This is a genomic window from Nonomuraea sp. NPDC050404, assembly GCF_040655495.1.
Classification (GTDB): domain Bacteria; phylum Actinomycetota; class Actinomycetes; order Streptosporangiales; family Streptosporangiaceae; genus Nonomuraea.
Genome location: NZ_JBFAKB010000005.1, coordinates 182,320 through 197,160 on the forward strand (window position 1 = coordinate 182,320; position 14,841 = coordinate 197,160).

General features: G+C 70.1%; 19 protein-coding genes. 8 read left to right on the forward strand and 11 right to left on the reverse strand.

Going from position 1 to position 14,841, the window contains the following annotated elements; all coding sequences use genetic code 11:
• The first annotated feature begins 36 nt into the window (after positions 1–36).
• The 3 genes from fes to AB0I81_RS15170 all read left to right on the forward strand — a co-directional run bounded on the left by fes (position 37) and on the right by AB0I81_RS15170 (position 3,026).
• Positions 37–1,308 carry an enterochelin esterase gene (gene fes / locus AB0I81_RS15160; protein ID WP_360656051.1) on the forward strand — a complete coding sequence of 424 codons (1,272 nt, stop codon included), beginning with the start codon at positions 37–39 and terminating at the stop codon, positions 1,306–1,308.
• A 138-nt stretch (positions 1,309–1,446) separates the two neighbouring features.
• A complete protein-coding gene (locus AB0I81_RS15165; RefSeq protein ID WP_360656054.1) occupies positions 1,447–2,412 on the forward strand; it encodes an ABC transporter substrate-binding protein in 966 nt (321 codons plus the stop codon).
• Between the two features lie 128 nt (positions 2,413–2,540).
• Positions 2,541–3,026 carry a group II truncated hemoglobin gene (locus tag AB0I81_RS15170; RefSeq protein WP_360656057.1) on the forward strand — a complete coding sequence of 162 codons (486 nt, stop codon included), beginning with the start codon at positions 2,541–2,543 and terminating at the stop codon, positions 3,024–3,026.
• Positions 3,027–3,128: 102 nt separating this feature from the next.
• Here the strand turns inward: AB0I81_RS15170 and AB0I81_RS15175 are convergent, their stop codons facing one another.
• The gene (locus tag AB0I81_RS15175; protein ID WP_360656060.1) at positions 3,129–4,589 is read right to left on the reverse strand and encodes an MDR family MFS transporter; all 1,461 of its coding nucleotides are present in this window, start codon (positions 4,587–4,589) and stop codon (positions 3,129–3,131) included.
• A 166-nt stretch (positions 4,590–4,755) separates the two neighbouring features.
• Positions 4,756–4,908 carry a hypothetical protein gene (locus AB0I81_RS15180; protein ID WP_360656063.1) on the reverse strand — a complete coding sequence of 51 codons (153 nt, stop codon included), beginning with the start codon at positions 4,906–4,908 and terminating at the stop codon, positions 4,756–4,758.
• Positions 4,909–5,073: 165 nt separating this feature from the next.
• Here AB0I81_RS15180 and AB0I81_RS15185 point away from each other — a divergent pair, with 165 nt between their 5' ends.
• Positions 5,074–5,859, forward strand: a complete 786-nt coding sequence (locus AB0I81_RS15185) for an SDR family NAD(P)-dependent oxidoreductase (protein ID WP_360656066.1) — start codon at positions 5,074–5,076, stop codon at positions 5,857–5,859.
• Here AB0I81_RS15185 and AB0I81_RS15190 read toward each other — a convergent pair.
• Positions 5,846–6,754 carry a diacylglycerol kinase family protein gene (locus AB0I81_RS15190; RefSeq protein WP_360656069.1) on the reverse strand — a complete coding sequence of 303 codons (909 nt, stop codon included), beginning with the start codon at positions 6,752–6,754 and terminating at the stop codon, positions 5,846–5,848. The two genes, AB0I81_RS15185 and AB0I81_RS15190, sit on opposite strands and share 14 nt — an antisense overlap.
• Positions 6,755–6,888: 134 nt before the next feature.
• On the opposite strand from AB0I81_RS15190, the gene AB0I81_RS15195 reads away from it, so the two are divergent.
• The 3 genes from AB0I81_RS15195 to AB0I81_RS15205 all read left to right on the forward strand — a co-directional run bounded on the left by AB0I81_RS15195 (position 6,889) and on the right by AB0I81_RS15205 (position 8,735).
• A complete protein-coding gene (locus AB0I81_RS15195; RefSeq protein ID WP_360656072.1) occupies positions 6,889–7,428 on the forward strand; it encodes a TetR/AcrR family transcriptional regulator in 540 nt (179 codons plus the stop codon).
• A 63-nt stretch (positions 7,429–7,491) separates the two neighbouring features.
• Positions 7,492–8,124 carry a TetR/AcrR family transcriptional regulator C-terminal domain-containing protein gene (locus AB0I81_RS15200; protein ID WP_360656075.1) on the forward strand — a complete coding sequence of 211 codons (633 nt, stop codon included), beginning with the start codon at positions 7,492–7,494 and terminating at the stop codon, positions 8,122–8,124.
• Positions 8,121–8,735, forward strand: coding sequence for an MSMEG_1061 family FMN-dependent PPOX-type flavoprotein (locus AB0I81_RS15205; protein ID WP_360656078.1), 615 nt, complete (start codon positions 8,121–8,123; stop codon positions 8,733–8,735). Before AB0I81_RS15200 ends, AB0I81_RS15205 begins: the two co-directional genes overlap by 4 nt.
• A gap of 4 nt (positions 8,736–8,739) precedes the next feature.
• On the opposite strand, the gene AB0I81_RS15210 is transcribed toward AB0I81_RS15205, so the two are convergent.
• The 6 genes from AB0I81_RS15210 to AB0I81_RS15235 form a co-directional block, all read right to left on the reverse strand.
• The gene (locus AB0I81_RS15210) at positions 8,740–9,321 is read right to left on the reverse strand and encodes a GNAT family N-acetyltransferase (RefSeq protein WP_360656081.1); all 582 of its coding nucleotides are present in this window, start codon (positions 9,319–9,321) and stop codon (positions 8,740–8,742) included.
• Between the two features lie 63 nt (positions 9,322–9,384).
• Positions 9,385–10,026, reverse strand: coding sequence for a class I SAM-dependent methyltransferase (locus tag AB0I81_RS15215; RefSeq protein ID WP_360656084.1), 642 nt, complete (start codon positions 10,024–10,026; stop codon positions 9,385–9,387).
• An 11-nt stretch (positions 10,027–10,037) separates the two neighbouring features.
• On the reverse strand, positions 10,038–10,802 hold the full coding sequence (locus AB0I81_RS15220; RefSeq protein ID WP_360656087.1) for an NAD(P)-binding domain-containing protein: 765 nt from the start codon (positions 10,800–10,802) through the stop codon (positions 10,038–10,040).
• 50 nt (positions 10,803–10,852) lie between these two features.
• Complete coding sequence (locus AB0I81_RS15225; protein ID WP_360656090.1) at positions 10,853–11,704, reverse strand: hypothetical protein; 852 nt, start codon at positions 11,702–11,704, stop codon at positions 10,853–10,855.
• 47 nt (positions 11,705–11,751) lie between these two features.
• The gene (locus AB0I81_RS15230; protein WP_360656093.1) at positions 11,752–12,189 is read right to left on the reverse strand and encodes a DNA-binding protein; all 438 of its coding nucleotides are present in this window, start codon (positions 12,187–12,189) and stop codon (positions 11,752–11,754) included.
• 58 nt (positions 12,190–12,247) lie between these two features.
• Positions 12,248–12,577, reverse strand: coding sequence for a rhodanese-like domain-containing protein (locus AB0I81_RS15235; RefSeq protein WP_360656096.1), 330 nt, complete (start codon positions 12,575–12,577; stop codon positions 12,248–12,250).
• Positions 12,578–12,613: 36 nt separating this feature from the next.
• Here AB0I81_RS15235 and AB0I81_RS15240 point away from each other — a divergent pair, with 36 nt between their 5' ends.
• A complete protein-coding gene (locus AB0I81_RS15240; RefSeq protein ID WP_360656099.1) occupies positions 12,614–13,249 on the forward strand; it encodes a helix-turn-helix domain-containing protein in 636 nt (211 codons plus the stop codon).
• Here AB0I81_RS15240 and AB0I81_RS15245 read toward each other — a convergent pair.
• Both AB0I81_RS15245 and AB0I81_RS15250 read right to left on the reverse strand, forming a co-directional pair.
• A complete protein-coding gene (locus tag AB0I81_RS15245; protein ID WP_360656102.1) occupies positions 13,246–13,857 on the reverse strand; it encodes a maleylpyruvate isomerase N-terminal domain-containing protein in 612 nt (203 codons plus the stop codon). The genes AB0I81_RS15240 and AB0I81_RS15245 overlap by 4 nt on opposite strands.
• On the reverse strand, positions 13,854–14,729 hold the full coding sequence (locus AB0I81_RS15250; RefSeq protein WP_360656105.1) for an NAD(P)-binding domain-containing protein: 876 nt from the start codon (positions 14,727–14,729) through the stop codon (positions 13,854–13,856). Before AB0I81_RS15250 ends, AB0I81_RS15245 begins: the two co-directional genes overlap by 4 nt.
• Positions 14,730–14,841: the final 112 nt, after the last annotated feature.

Consider the following 14,841-nt stretch of genomic DNA (forward strand, 5'->3'; position numbering starts at 1 on the left):
GCTAAGCTAACTCGGCCGGGTCGGAAGGTGGCTTTTGTGACAGTACTAAATGGGGATCCCGCTCCTCGCATCATGGCCGGGCCGTGCGTCGAACGCCTGGCCGCCGACCTGGCACAGGCTTCCGTCGCCGATCGGGAAGCGGTTGTCGAGCGGTTCTGGGCGGAGGTGGAGCGGCGCGGTGCTCCGGTGGTCGAGGCGATCGACGGTGCGGACGAACACCGCGCCGTCACCTTTCTGTGGCGTGGGGGATCGGCGGCGGGTCAGGTGTTGCTGATGGCCAACCGGCTCACCGACCGGCGGAACCTGGCCGGGGCACTGCTGCGTCACCTGCCCGGTACGGATGTCTGGCATCTGACCTTTCGGTTGCGGGCCGATCATCGCGGCTCGTACAAGATCGCGGCCGGTCCTTCGGCGGATGTCCTCCTCTCCGACCAGGAGGGACTGCGGGTGCTGGCCGCGTCCGCCGTCGCCGACCCGCTCAACCCGCACCGCCTGCCCACCCGCTGGAACGGTTCCGACTCCTCACTCTTCGCCCTGCCCCACGCGACCCCCCAGCCCTGGGCCGCCCGCCGCCCGGAGATCCCCCGAGGCCACCTGGAACGCCACCGCCTCCCGACCGGCATCCTGGGCGCAGAGCGCGACGTCTGGACATACCTCCCCCCAGAAGGACAGCGGCCTGACTTGCCCGTGGTGGTCGTTTGCGACGGTGACATGTGGTTTGGCAGTCTCGGCCTGCACGACACCCTTGACGCGCTGATCGCCGACGGCGCCCTGCCGCCCCTTGCCGTCCTGGCGCCGGACAGTGTGGACAACGCCACCCGCTGGCGGGAGCTCAGCGCGAACGACGACTACGTCACCTTCCTCGCCGACGAACTGCTGACCTGGGCGGCCGATCGGTGGCCGCTGTCCGCCGACCCGGCCCGTACCGTCATCGCAGGCCAGAGCCTCGGCGGCCTGACCGCCCTGCACGCCGGCCACACGAGGCCGGATCGGTTCGGCAGGGTGCTGGCCCAGTCGCCGTCCCTGTGGTGGCGGCCGGGGCTGCCGGCGCGAGTGCCGGAGTTGGCGGAGGACGGCGTGCCGTGGCTCGTCGCACGCTATGCGGAAACCGTCCCGCCGCGCCCTCTGGAACTGCGCCTCGACGTGGGCCTGCACGAGGGAGCCATGGTTGACTACGCCCGCGCGCTGCACGACGTGCTCCGCTCGAACGGCCACCCGGCCACCCTCGTCGAGCACAACGGCGGCCACGACTACGCATGGTGGCGAGGCGCCCTCGCCGACGGCCTGATCACCCTGCTCGCTGACTGACCTTTCACGGCCCAGCCACCCTGCTCGCTCACTGACCTCTCACTGCCGGCCGCCTTGCTCGGCCACCGACCTCTCACGGCCCGGCCGCTCTGCTCGCTCACTGACCTCGACACACCCCGTTACCTAGGAGCCACATCCATGTCCTCACCATCCAGCATCCGCCCGACCAGGCTGGCCGCCGTCCTGCTGACCGGCGTACTCGCGCTCACCGCCTGCGGGGGCGGCCAGGAGGAGAGCGCCGCAGCGGCCACGCGGACCGTCACCGACGCCGGCGGCAAGGCCGTACAGGTGCCCGTGACCCCCGCGAAGGTGGTCGCGCTGAGCGAGCCGACGCTCGACGCGGCCCTGGCGCTCGGCGTCAAGCCCATCGCCGTCACCGCAGGTAGAGGGCAGAACGGCGTGTCCACGTATCTCGCCGCCCAGTCCGGCGACGCCGAGGTCGTGGCCACGGTCGCCGAACCGGATCTGGAGAAGATCGCCGCGCTGGCGCCGGACCTCATCCTCCTCGACGAGACAGTCGGCGCCAAGCGCGTGACGGACAAGCTGGAGGCCATCGCCCCGACGGTGATGACCGCCAAGCTGAACGAGGACTGGCGCAAGGCGTTCACCGCGACCGCGGACGCGCTCGGCAAGAAGCCGGACGCCGAGAAGTGGCTCGCCGACTTCGACGCCGACGTGGCCACGGCCAAGTCGGGCCTCGGCGACAACGCCGGTGCGGTGACCAGCGTCATCCGCTGGCAGAACGGCGCCCCCTCGGTCGTCGGCAAGGGCGTCGGCCACGTCGGCTCCACCCTGTCGGCGCTCGGCCTGACCCGTCCCACGGGCCAGCAGGGCGCGAGCAGCGGCCACAGCGAGCCGATCAGCCTGGAGAAGCTCGACACGATCGACGGTGACTGGATCTTCTTCGGCGCCCTGGGCGACAAGGCGGCCAGCCAGACCGCCTACGAAGAGGCCAAGAAGGTGCCCAACTTCAGCAAGCTGAAGGCCGAGCAGGACAAGCACGTGATCGTCATCGAGGGCTCCGCCTGGAACAGCTCGGGCGGCCCCGTAGCAGCCAAAACCGTCCTCACGGACGTCACCACCGCCCTGAACAGCTCCTCCTGACCAACCCGCTCCACCTCAACCGGCGAACTCTGGCCACCCGACCCGCCGGTGCGGGCGAACTTGTGGGCGTCCAACCAGCCTGAGCGGGCGCGCTTGGGGTGTTCGGGCTGCTCTGGCATTCTCGTAGCATGCGCAGCGTGTACGAGGCCGCGGGCGGCAGCGCCGGCATGCTCCGCCTGGCCAGGGCCTGGCACGCCAGGGTGATGGCCGACGACGTGGTCGGCCACGCCTTCAGCCAGGGCTTCCACCCACAGCACAGCGAACGGCTGGCCGCATACTGGGGCGAAGCCCTCGGCGGCCCGGCCACCTACTCCGAGCAGTACGGAGACGAGACCTCGGTCGTACGGATCCACAGCGGCAACGGCCCGCACGAGGAGATGGACCGCCGCGCGATCGCCTGTTTCGACCAGGCCCTGGAGGACGTGGGGCTGGGCAGCACAGACGAGCCACTTCGGTCCCACGGATCCACAGCCGAAACGGCCCGGCTCCGTCAGGTGCTGCACGACTACTTCGCCTGGGCCACCACGACGACGATGGCCCGCTACCCTGACTCCGCCGACGACGTCCCCGAGGGCCTGGAGATTCCCCGCTGGTCATGGAACGGCCTGCGCTGAGCCCATCTGATGTACGTCACTGCTGGTGGGTGGGTGACGGGGCGGATCCGGCAACTGCCCCCGTTGGCTAGTTGCCGGATCGTCCGGGGCGGTCCGGTTCGGTCAATGGGCGGGGCCGTGGAACTCGCCGGTGTTGTTCGCCCGCGCCGGGAGCAGCAGGGCCGTGATGACCACGACCACCGACAGCGCGGCGCCGATCACGAAGGCCAGCCGCATGCCCTCCAGGTTGGCGAGCACCTCACCGACCTCCGCGGCCCGAAGGGTGTCGGCACGCGCGCTCATCACAGTGATCACCAGCGCGGTGCCGATGGCCGCGGCGACCTGCTGCAGCGTGCTCAGGATCGAGCTGGCGTGGGAGTAGAGCGAAGGCGGAACCGCCCCGAGCCCGAGGGTGAACACCGGGGTGAAGGTCGCCGCCAGGCCCACCATCAGCAGCGCGTGCATTCCGAGCAGTTGCCAGAACGGCGTGGTCATCGTGACCTGGGTGAAGCCGGTCAGCGCGAGCGTGATGCCGATCGCGCCCGGGATGACCAGGACCCGGCCGCCGTACTGGTCGAACAGGCGGCCGACGGTCGGACCGAGCAGCCCCATCGCCAGGCCGCCCGGCATGACGAGCAGACCGGTCTCCAGCGGGCTGAGCTCGCGCACGTTCTGCAGGTAGAGCGGCAGCAGGATCATCGAGCCGAGCATCGCCATGAAGGCCACCGACATCAGGACCAGCGCGACGGTGTAGGTGCGGTGGCGCAGGGTGCGTAGGTCCAGCAGCGGCACGCCGCGTCGTTGCAACCGCAACTGCCGGACGACGAAGACGGCGATGGCGACCAGACCGGCCCCCACGATGGCGGCGGCCGTGGTCACGTCGCCACCCTCGAACCGGCTGAGCCCGTACACCAGACCGCCGAAACCCGTGGCGGCGGTCACCACGCTCAACCAGTCGATGGTGCTGACCTTGGGCTCTCCCACGTTCTTGAGCTGCCGCAACCCACGCCAGGTGATCAGGCCGGCGATGGGCAGCACCACGGCGAACAACAACCGCCAGGACCCGAAGTGGAGGATCACGCCCGAGACCGCCGGACCCATCGCGGGGGCGACCGAGATGGCCAGCGTGACGTTGCCCATCACCCGGCCGCGGTCCGACTCGGGCACCACCTGCATCAGCGTGGTCATCAGCAGCGGCATCATCACCGCCGTCCCGCTCGCCTGGACGATGCGGGCGCCGAGCAGCACCTCGAACGTCGGCGCGACGGCGGCCAGCGCCGTGCCGAGGAGGAACAGGCCCATGGCGGCGGTGTACGCACGGCGGGTGGACACCCGCTGCAGGAACCAACCGGTGATCGGGATGACCGCGGCCATGGTCAGCATGAAGGCGGTCGAGAGCCACTGCGCGGTCTGCTCGGTGATCTGCATCGCGCTCATCAGCCGAGGGATAGCGTTGATCATGATCGTCTCGTTGAGAATGACCACGAACGTGGCGAGCACCAGCAGCCGGATCACGGGCGGGGTGCGGCCGGAGGCGGCGGCGGGCGCGGCCTTGATGGGTGGATCGAGCTGTGAAATGGACACGGCTCCTCGATCTGGGTTGTCGGAACTGGCGTGGTCATGGCCGCCGGCGTCCCGGCTGCGGGTCTCGCAAGAAGTTGTCGTCATGTACAGAGTGACCGGCGGCACCGACAAAACTCATCGCCCGCCGCCAACCTCAAGCCAGCCTCGCGCCAGCCCACGCAGAACCTCACCCGCCCCGTACCCGCAGCACCACAACCTCACCCGCCGCACACCCCAGGCACCACAACCACCCGACCGCGTCCGTCCCTTTGGTGACGGTCTGGGGGCCGTTGTGGTCGTTGAGGTCGGTCGCCGTGTAGCCGGGATCGGCGGCGTTCACCCGGATGCCGGGCAGCGCTTTGGCATAGTGCGTGGTCAGAAACTCCGCCTCGCCACAGTCACCGGCCCCTGACCACCACCAAACACGGGTGAGCGGCTGGCCAGTTTCTGAAACAAAGTTCTAGTATCGCCACAGAGGAGAAATCCCTCCCAGGAGAGGACGGCCATGGGCGTACTGGAAGGCAAGGTCGCAGTCGTCACCGGAGCGAGCAGGGGGATCGGCGCCGCGATAGCCGTACGGCTGGGCGCAGAGGGCGCGAAGGTCGTTGCCGCCGCACGTACCGTCGAGGCATCCCAGAGCCGCTTCGAGGGGACGATCGCTGACACCGTCGCGCAGATCGAGAAGGCGGGCGGCACCGCCTTCGCGCACGCCACGGACCTGTCGCGCGAGAAGGACAGGCGGGCGCTCATCCGGGCGGCCGAAGAGCGGTACGGCCAGGTCGACATCCTGGTCAACAACGCGGCGGTCACCTACTTCACGCCGGTGGTGGACTTCGCGGAACGCCGTTACGACCTGATGTTCGAGGTGCAGGTCAACGCGCCCTTCCAGCTCGCCCAGCTGGTGGTGCCCGGGATGCGGGAGCGCCGCCGGGGCTGGGTGCTCAACATCTCCTCCATCGCCGCCCGCCATCCCACGTTCCCGCCCGGCCCCTTCGCCGGCCTTGGCGCCACTGTGTACGGCATGTGCAAGGCCGCACTCGAACGCTTCACCACCGGCCTGGCCGCCGAACTCTACGCCGACAACGTAGCCGTGAACGCCTTGTCGCCGAACCGGGTCGTCCCCACTCCCGGAACCCTCTACCACCGCCTGACCAGCGACGACGACCCCAACGCCGAGCCTCCCGCGATCATGGCCGACGCGGCACTGGCGCTGTGCCACCGACCCGCCGCCGAGCTCACCGGCCGCATCGCCTACTCCCAGGACCTGCTGGCCGAGCTCAAACCCGAATAGGTGACCGCGACCCCACGGGGAGGGTCAGCCGCCAGGCCCCGGCCTCGACAGTCCAGGTCCGTGCGGTGATGGGGCCGGTGAGTTCGCCGTCGGCGTTCACGTGCGTGGGAGGGCCGGAGATCCGGATGCGTCTGCCGCGTACGGTGGTCACTTCCGGTCTGCCGGTGTGCCGTCCCAGCCGCAGCAGCACGCCGTAGAGCAGCCGCTGGAGTGGGCTGGTGGCGAAGGAGACGATCACGTCGGCGAGACCGTCGGCGGGGCGGGCGTCGGGGGTGAGCGGGGTGCCGCCGCCGATGGAGGTGCCGTTGCCGATGCCGACCATCAGCACCCCGCGCCGTCCGTCGGCGATGGTGCGGTCGTCCACCCGCACGATGAGCGGAAGCCCTCGCATGCGAACACCCGCGATCACGCTGCCTGCCGCGTAGGCGAGCCGGTGCAGCACCGGTTTGAGGGGCTTGGCGGCTTTGGCAGCCTCGACGCCCACGCCGAGGTGCACGGCGTTGATCACGATGTCGCCGATCTCGTCGCGGAGCAGGTCGAGCGGCCGGGGCTCGCCCAGGGCCGCCGCCCGCGCCGCCTCAACCGGGTCCAGCGGTACGCCCAGTCCGCGGGCCAGGTCGTTTCCGGTGCCCAGCGGGATCAGTCCGACGGTGCGCTTTTCCAGTTCGCCCTGTTTCGCGAGGGCCGCGATGAGGGTGTGCAGCGTGCCGTCGCCGCCCAGGGCGACGGGGTCTCGCTCCGGGTGTTCGGCCAGCGCGGCCGGCAGGTCGGCGGGGTCGTCGATGCGGGCCTCCACCGTGTCGGCGTGCTCGGTCAGTACAGCGAGGACCTGGGACACGACCTCGTCGCCGGCGCTTCCTGCCGATGAGTTGACGATCGCCAGCAATCGGCGCATGTGCCTTCATCCCTCTCCGCCGCCTCTTCTGGTGCTGGCGTCTACCCGTCGGCCCGGCGGCAAACCAAGGGCGTGAGCGACCGCCGGCGATCGGCCGGTTGTAACTACACCGACCAGTCGGTACATTTACGAGCATGAGGCCGAGTTCGAGAACAGCGATTCTGGAGGCCGCGCTGCGCGTGGCCGGGCGCCGTGGCATCGGTGGCCTCACCCTCGACGCCGCCGCCCAGGAGGCCGGCGTGAGCAAGGGCGGCCTCGTCTACCACTTCGCGAGCAAGGAGCAGTTGATGCTCGCCGTGGTGGAACACCTGATCGCGGGCTGGGAGCAGGCGATGCTGACCGAGCTCGGCAAGCCTTTCGACGAGGCGACCGCGGCCGAGCGGGTGCGGGCCTACACCCGGGTGATCACCGGGCTGACCACGAGCAGGGCCGATCTGGCGATCCTGATCGACTCCGTGCATGAGGAGAGCCTGCTGGAGCCCTGGCGGGGACTGTTGCGCCGATGGCTTGAGGAGGCTCCGCCCGATGTCAGCGCGGTTGACAGGGCGGTGGCCAGGCTGGCGGCGGACGGGTTGTGGCTGGCCGACGCGAGCGACACCTCGAACTACGACGCGGACATGCGCGCGGCGATCACCGCCAGGATCGACCGGCTGGCGGAGGGGCCGGCACTGTGACCTTGCTCACCTGAACGATGTTCAAGCTTGAACGTTGTTCAGGTTGCGTGCGAGACTCCACGCATGCAGTTGAAGCGTGCCGACGTCGTGACCGGGGCCCTGACCCTGCTCGACACCGACGGCCTCGACGGGTTGACCATGCGCAAGCTTGGCGCCCTGCTCGGCGTACAGGCCGGTGGCATCTACTGGCACTTCAAGAACAAGGAAGCGCTGCTCGGCGCCATGGCCGACCGGATCGTCGGCGAGATCACCGCGACCCCGCTCGACCCCGGCCCCTGGGACGCGCAACTGGCGGAGGTCGCCCACCGCCTGCGCCGCGCCCTGCTCGCCCGCCGTGACGGCGCCCGCGTGGTGGCCGGCACGTACGTGGTGGAGCCGAACCACGTGCGCGGCGGCGAGCAGACCGCGCGCATCCTCACCGACGCGGGTTTCCCGCTCGACCGGGCCGGCTGGGTGCTCTTCTCGGTCCTGTACTACGTGCTCGGCCACACGATCGAGGAGCAGGCCCAGCGCGCCGCCGGCGACTGGGAGCAGCGCGGGGCGGCGCTGCCCGACACGGAGCTGAGCCGCGCGATGGACGGCGTGATCAAGGCCGACCCGGACGAACGTTTCGCCTACGGCCTGGAGCTCTTCCTCGATGGTGTACGCGTGCGGCTCGCGGCCGCCCAGGCGACGATTGGCAGGAGACAAGCATGACGAAGGTGATCGGCACGGTTGCGGAGCTGCGCGAATACGTGAAGCCGCCGCCGCGCGTCATCGCGGACAAGGCCATCGACCACATCGACGCCGAGTCTGGGCGCTTCATCGAGTTGAGCCCGTTCTTCCTGCTGGCGACCTCGGCGCAGGACGGGACCTGCGACGTCTCACCACGCGGCGACCCGCCGGGGAACGTCCTGGTGCTCGACGAGCGCACGCTGGCCTTCCCCGACAGGAAGGGCAACCGCCGCCTGGACAGCTTCGAGAACATCCTCCAGCGCCCGCGGGTCGGCATGTTGTTCCTCGTGCCGGGGATGGGCGAGACGTTGCGGGTCAACGGCAGCGCCCGGATCGTGGCCGAGGCCCCTTACCTGGAGCGGATGGCCATGAAGGGCGTCGCGCCCCAGCTGGCCGTGGAGGTCACCGTCGAGGAGCTGTACCTGCACTGCAGCCGGGCCTTCTTCCGATCCTCGTTGTGGGACACGGACAGCTGGCCGGAGCGGGGACAGGTGCCGAGCGCGGGGAAGATCGCGCGCAGCCAGGCCGGCCTGAAGGTCGGGGCCGCCGTGTTCGACGCCGTGCTGGGTCGCGCGTCCCGCAACCTGTACTGAGACCTCACGCGCGGACGCGGGCGTGCAGATGCATGTCGTGCCGGCCGTCGTCGTGCACGGCGGCGCTGCGCATCGTGCCTTCCAGGAGGTAACCGGACTTCGCGGCGACCCGGCAGGAGGCCGCGTTACGCGTTGAATGGTCAAGCTTGAGCCGGTAGAAACCGATCTCGTGCAGCGCCCAGACGGTCAGCGCGGTGAGGGCGCGGGTGGCCACGCCTTCGCCGCGGGCGGCCGGGAGCACCCAGTATCCGGCTCCGGCGATGCCGTCGTCGAAGTCCAGGCCGCCCAGTGCGATCCGGCCGAGCACCTCGCCGGCGTCGCGGGTGATCGCCCACGAGCCGCCCTTCTCCCGTGCCCAGTTCTGGCGATAGGTGTCGAACCACTCCAGCACCTGGGCCTCGGTCGAAGGGCGGCGCGTGTGCCAGCGCCTGATCTCCTCATCCTGGTACGCCGAGAGGAACGCCAGTGCGTCGGCCGATTCCCAGGGACGCAGCAGCAGGCCCCCGGCGGCGGTAAGCACGGGCTGACGGGTACCGGCGAGGGTGCCGGCGGCGATGGTGGGCGGGGTCGAGAGGGCGCGAGTCACGCACCATGATCGCCTGGCGGTGACCGCGCCCGTCAAGCAGTGATCACCTGGCGGTGGCCACGGCTACCCCCGGCGCATCAGCAGGCGGCCCTGCCGGAATGGGCGCTCGTTGCCGTTCGCCTCGCGTGAGATCCGGCCGATCTCGGCGAACCCGGCGTCACGGGCCAGCGCGGCCAGGTCGTCGATCGGCCACCGGTAGGCCGTCGTCACCTTGTGGTCGAAGGGCGTCACCGGCCCGCCGTCCGACTCGAAGAAGCCGAGCAGGAGGTGCCCGCCCGGGGCCAGCACCCGGCCGAACTCACCGAGGTAGGCAGGCAGCTCCTCCGGGGGCGTGTGGATGAGGGAGTACCAGGACATGATGCCGGTCAAGGCGCCGTCGGCCAGGTCCAGGGCATCCATCGAGCCGACCTCGAAGCGCAGGTCCGCGAACGCCTCCCCGGCGATGTCGATCATCGCCGGCGACAGGTCGAGACCGAAGACGTCCAGCCCGAGCTTGTGCAGGTACGCCGTCATATGTCCCGGGCCGCATCCGAGCTCGGCCACGAGGCCGCCGCCGGCGGTCCGTACGAGCTCGGCGAACGCCTCCAGCGCCGCGCGGTCCAGCGGCTGGTCGTCGAGCGCGTCCTTGAAGAGGCCGGCGTAGAGGGGGGCTACGGAGTCGTAGGCGTTCGCCGTCACGGTGAGATGGGAGGCAGAGTCAGTCACGACGGGCCACCCTAGTCCCGCAGCCGGGTGAGGAGGGCGTCGAGGGCCTCGCGGAGTGCCGTGGAGTTGGACTCGTCGAACCAGGTGGTGCGGATGCGTTCGTTGGAGCCCTTCGGGGTCTCGTGATCGGCCGCGAGCTGCCGCAACGAGCGGTTCTCCGCGCTCAGGGAGCGGCCGACGCCCTGAAAGAGGTCGCGTACGTAGCGGTCCGCGTCGTCGGGGGCGATGCCGTGCCCGGCGGCCCAGGAGGTGAGGGTGGTGAGGTACCAGTAGTGGGTGCTCAGGGTGGCGGTCAGCGTGGAGAAGACGGCGTAGGTGGCCTCGTCGGCGACCGGGAGCACCCCGCCCAGACGCTCGAAGAACGGGTCGACCACCGGATGGGACGGATAGGTCACCGTGACGGAGCGGCGTTCGCGGATGGCGGGCAGGGGGATGGCCCGTACGAGGGGCGCGTCGGTGGCGAGCAGGTGGCGCAGTTCGTCGTTGCCGACCCCCGCCATCACGTTGATCACGATCTTGTCGCCCGGCACCTTCAGGCCGGTCAGCGCCTCGTGCCGGTCATGGGGGCGTACGGCGATGAGAAGCACCTCGGAGCCGGTCGCCACCTCCTGGTTGCCCGCGCACACCCGGACACTTTCGTAGCGCTCGGACAACTCCGCGGCCGTGCGGGCGCCCCGGGGCGACAGCAGCACCTCGGGCGCCTCGTCACTCCCCTCGCACAGGCCCGTCACGATGGCCCTGGCGATCTCGCCCACTCCGATGATGCCGATGCGCACTGCTGCTACCTCCGTGCCGGGTGCCGTCAGACCCATACTGGTCTAGCAGGTCAGGTGGCGAACCAGCCGGCCACCCTCTCGTACGCGGCCTCTTCGGTGCCCGCGTCGAGCACGATCTCGGGCCCGATCAGCGGCAGCACGTCCTCGAACCTGTCCCCGTGCCCGGTCAGCCGCCAGCCGCTCCATCGCCCGGCCAGCTCCCGCAGGTCCAGCGGGCAGTCGAGCGACCAGTAGTCCAGCGTCCGGTTCTGCGCGTCCAGGTAGACGCCGCTCCAGGGAACGGCGTCCAGCGCGGCGAACGGGACGGCCTCGTCCTTGGGGGACAGGAGCCTGTCTGGCCCGGCGAGCAGCGGGGTGTCCAGCCCGGTGGCCCACCAGCCGGAGAAGGACAGGGCCCCGCCGGCGTCGCGGACGGCGATCACGACCTCCGCGACCCGCGACAGGTCGTTGTCCTCCGTGGGGGCCTGGGCCCAGCCGGTGGGCAGTTCCGGCGGGGGATCGTCCAGGTAGAGCACGGTGTCGTACGGCAGCCCGAGGTGTTCCATGACCTGGTGCAGCCCTCGCGACGCCCACGTCACCCGCCAGCCGGGCCACGCGGAGGCGACGAGCCGCAACCACGCGCGGATCTCGAACACGGAGGTCGGGCGGCCGTACTCGGCCATCTCCTGGTCGGTGTGCACGAGCAGATGGCGTTCACGCAGGTCGAGCAGTGCCACGCCCTGCCACCAGACCGAGTTCATCCAGAAGTCGCGATGCCCGCCCTCCTGCTCGTGAATGAAGGCGATCATGCGTTCCGGGCCCTTGAGAACGTCCTGATAGAGGCTCAGGGCGCCCCGATGCCGCGACCAGACGCGGTGGCCCGCGCCGTCCACGATGACGTAGTGGGCATGCCCGCCGCTCATGCCCGTCAGGATAACGATTGCCGCAGGGCAGACCGTCGGAAGTTGCGCTATTCCGGGCTCTCCGGGTCGGTTTCCGCGCGCTCGGCGAGGCGTTCCGAGCGCTGCCTGGCGGCCTGCGCGGTGCCCAAACCGAGCCCGAAGGCGATCTCCTGCCAGGTCATGCCGCGTCCGCGCGCCATCCGCAGCAGCCCGGCCTCCAGCGCGTCCATCTCGCCGCGAACCAGCGGGACGAGGCTCAGCGCCGCGGTGATGTCGGCGTGGTCCACCTCCGGCTCGCCGTCGTCCAGCGTCGCGGCGCCGCTGAGCAGGAACGTCACGAGCCTGACCGCCTCGTGCGGGCCGATGGCCGATGGGTGGACCTGCCGGCCGCGCTGCTCGTCGGTGGCCGCGTGCCGTTCGGCGATCCGGAACAAGGACGCGTACACGCGTTGTACGCGCGCTTGTTCCGGATGCGGCGGCGTGAAGGGATCAGTGCCTGAGGTCATGCAAGCAAGCTGCCGCAAGAAGCAGCACGTTGTCAACAGCTTGTTTTAAACAAACTGTTTAAGCGCGCACTCCGGACGACTCGACGGGAAGGCCGGCCGCCACCCAGTCCTCGATGCCCTCGACGTATCGGCGCACGTTCGTGTAGCCGAGCGCGGTCAGGCGATTGGCGACGGCCTTGCTGTTGTTGCAGGACGGGTTGGTGCAGTACGTGACGACGGCGGCGTCCTTGTCGGGCAGCAGCGTGCCGACCCGCTCGGCGACCTCGCTCTCGACCAGCGAGAGTGCGCCGGGCAGGTGCTGCTGCGCGTAGTACTGGCCGCCGAGCGTGTCGAGCACGACGACGCTGCCCAGGGTGGCGCGCAGTTCGTCTCGGGTGATGGTGGTCATTGCCGCTCCTCGTGGAAATGGACTACAGTCCGTTTTGTGGATAGCTCGGAAACTAACGGACCACGGTCCGGTTCGTCAAGGGAGCCGCTCGAACTGCTGCGCCCCAACCCGCCCAAGGAACGGGCCGACGCCGCCCGCAACCGGGAGAAGGTGCTGGCCGCCGCGGCGCGGCTGTTCGCCGACAAGGGCGTGGATGCGGTCTCGATGGACGCGATAGCCGCGGATGCAGGAGTCGGAAAAGGAACGCTATTCCGCCGGTTCGGGGATAAATCCGGACTTGCGGTGGCGTTGCTGGACGCCCGCGAACACGACCTCCAGGAACGCATCCTGTCCGGCCCCCCGCCCCTCGGCCCCGGCGCACCCGCCACCGCCAGGCTCACGGCGTTCGTGGACGCCTACCTGACCTACCTCTTCGCCCACCTGGACCTGGTCAGAATGTCGGAAACAGCCAGCCCCGGCGCCCGCCACCGCATCGGCGCGTACCGCTTCTGGCACCGCCACGTGTCGATCCTGCTGGCCGAATCCCACCCCCACGCGGACCCGAGCCCCCTCTCCCACGCTTTGCTCGCATCAGTGAGCGCGGAGACGGCAGGACACCTCAGACAGGAGTACGGCGAACAGCGGGCAAGACAGGCGATCATGACCCTGACGGCCGCCGTGACGACCGCCTAACGCGCCCGGACGGTGCCGTCCCACTGCCAGTGTGTTTGGCGGGTGAGGCCGGGGAGGGTGGTGCGGCCGGTGCACCACAGCAGGACCTCGGTCGCGTCGTCTCCGTCGAGGGCTTGCGGGAAGAGGCGGTGGACGGCGGGGGCGCACAGGTGGTCGGGTGGTCGCCAGTCGAGGTCGAGGCCGCGGCTGATGTCCATGCCGTGGACCAGCAGTTCGACGATCGCCATGGCGGCGAAGCCCGGGCCGTCGGAGTGGCCCCAGGGGTGCCAGGCGCGTACGTCGCCGTCGGCCTCGCGTACGGCGGAGGACAGCATTCTCGACGCGATCCTGACACCCTCCAGGCAGTGGGCGATGGGAGCCTGCGGGTCGAGCGAGGCGAAGAGGGTGATGTAGCGGTCGGTGGGGCGGGCGATGAGCAGGCCCGCGTAGCCGACGACGCCCAGGGCGAGGTGGTCGAGGGTGGCGCGGCAGGTCCAGCCCAGTCCCGTGGCGTTGCGGGACCAGTCCCGGTCGGCGGCCTTCTCCAGGATCGCGGTGGTCTCGTCGGCCGCCTCGATGACGAGCGCGGCCCAAGAGGCGGCGCTGGGCAGTAGGAAGGGGGTGGTCATGCGGGGGTGGGCCTGAAGTGGTCGATGATGCGGGCGTAGCTGTCCAGGGCGTGGCCGCCGGCGACGGCCTCCGTGAGGAGGCGCTCGGTGTACTCGGCCAGGGTCGCGTCGATCCCGCGCAGCCGGCTCTCGTGGATGAGGTGGCGGACCGGCGGGATCTGGGTCTCCAGCGTGGCGTCCTCGGCGGCGAAGGAGCCCTCGTCGATCTGGTGCGCGTACGCCGTCAGGAACGACGCCACGCCCTTGAGCCAGTCGGTGGCCATCGGCAGGAAGTCGGTGGCCGCGATCTTCTCGGTGCCCACGAGCGCCGCGCCGTGCATGAAGCCGTTGAACGTCGACCACATGAGGCCGAGCAGCGCGACGTCGTACAGGGATGGCAGGGCGACGTCGGAGCTGATGAGCGTGGTGCCGCCGCCCAGGACGGTGAGGGTCTGCTCGTGGGTCTCGTAGAGCGACGGCGAGCCGCCGTACAGGATGACCGTCTGTGGCGCGCCGATGCCGGGAGGGGTCATCATGATCGCCCCGTCCAGGTAGCCGGCGCCGCGCTCCGCCGCCCATCCGGCCAGCGCGCGGGCCTCGTCGGAGGCGCCCGAGGTGAGGTTGACCAGTACGCGGCCGGAGAGGGCCGCTTCGGCGGGGGCGAGGAGTTCGCGTACGGCGTCGTAGTCGCGTACGCAGACGATCACCAGAGGAGCGGCGGCGACGGCGTCAGCCACGGTCGGGGCCTGGCTCGCGCCGGCTTCGACGAGGTCCTGGGCCTTTCCCGGGGTGCGGTTCCAGATGGTCGTGGGGTGGCCGGCCCGCACGAAGGCGGCGGCCAGCGCGCGGCCCATCAGGCCCAGGCCGATGATCGTGACCGGGGTTCGCGTCATTTCTGGTACTTCCTGTCTGTTTCGGATGCGGCGGTTCACCACGATGGCAGCGGGCGACGCCGGCCGACACTGGCAGGAGTGCCTATATCCACCAAATTGCTGCCATAGAGTG

Coding starts and splice junctions, on each gene's coding strand:
- AB0I81_RS15185 (WP_360656066.1), top strand. CDS start 5,074: ATGGGCGTACTGGAAGGCAAGGTCGCAGTCGTCACCGGAGCGAGCAGG.
- AB0I81_RS15230 (WP_360656093.1), bottom strand. CDS start 12,189: ATGACCTCAGGCACTGATCCCTTCACGCCGCCGCATCCGGAACAAGCG.
- AB0I81_RS15195 (WP_360656072.1), top strand. CDS start 6,889: ATGAGGCCGAGTTCGAGAACAGCGATTCTGGAGGCCGCGCTGCGCGTG.
- AB0I81_RS15250 (WP_360656105.1), bottom strand. CDS start 14,729: ATGACGCGAACCCCGGTCACGATCATCGGCCTGGGCCTGATGGGCCGC.
- AB0I81_RS15235 (WP_360656096.1), bottom strand. CDS start 12,577: ATGACCACCATCACCCGAGACGAACTGCGCGCCACCCTGGGCAGCGTC.
- AB0I81_RS15200 (WP_360656075.1), top strand. CDS start 7,492: ATGCAGTTGAAGCGTGCCGACGTCGTGACCGGGGCCCTGACCCTGCTC.
- AB0I81_RS15205 (WP_360656078.1), top strand. CDS start 8,121: ATGACGAAGGTGATCGGCACGGTTGCGGAGCTGCGCGAATACGTGAAG.
- AB0I81_RS15225 (WP_360656090.1), bottom strand. CDS start 11,704: ATGAGCGGCGGGCATGCCCACTACGTCATCGTGGACGGCGCGGGCCAC.
- AB0I81_RS15165 (WP_360656054.1), top strand. CDS start 1,447: ATGTCCTCACCATCCAGCATCCGCCCGACCAGGCTGGCCGCCGTCCTG.
- AB0I81_RS15190 (WP_360656069.1), bottom strand. CDS start 6,754: ATGCGCCGATTGCTGGCGATCGTCAACTCATCGGCAGGAAGCGCCGGC.
- AB0I81_RS15170 (WP_360656057.1), top strand. CDS start 2,541: ATGCGCAGCGTGTACGAGGCCGCGGGCGGCAGCGCCGGCATGCTCCGC.
- AB0I81_RS15245 (WP_360656102.1), bottom strand. CDS start 13,857: ATGACCACCCCCTTCCTACTGCCCAGCGCCGCCTCTTGGGCCGCGCTC.